This is a genomic window from Mesorhizobium abyssinicae (assembly GCF_049887195.1).
GTDB lineage: Bacteria > Pseudomonadota > Alphaproteobacteria > Rhizobiales > Rhizobiaceae > Mesorhizobium > Mesorhizobium abyssinicae.
The window spans coordinates 1-264 of record NZ_JARAKC010000151.1 but is presented as its reverse complement, the minus strand read 5'-3'; the positions used below and the strand labels follow the sequence as shown (position 1 = coordinate 264).

Here is a 264-nt window from a genome sequence, read left to right as displayed (position 1 = left end):
CCATCATCGGGCTGCGCTCCAGGCAGATCGCCACCGGCTGGTCCGGCTTCACGCCAAGGCCGACCAGATGATGCGCCAGGCGGTTGGCGCGCGCGTTGAGCTCGCCATAGCTCAGTTCCTCGGCCTCATGCACCACAGCCACCCTGTCGGGCGCCTCACGCACCCGCGCCTCGAACAGCTCGTGGATGCACAGCTGCGAAGGATAGTCCGCTTCCGTCCGGTTCAGCTCCTCCAGCAGATAGCCGCGCTCGGCGGCCGGCAGGA

At 68.2% G+C, this 264-nt stretch carries 1 protein-coding gene; it reads right to left on the bottom strand.

All coding sequences use genetic code 11. The annotated features are described in order from the left end of the window. A partial coding sequence (locus tag PU724_RS34040; protein ID WP_426213868.1) for an AMP-binding protein occupies positions 1-264 on the bottom strand: 264 nt, incomplete at both ends.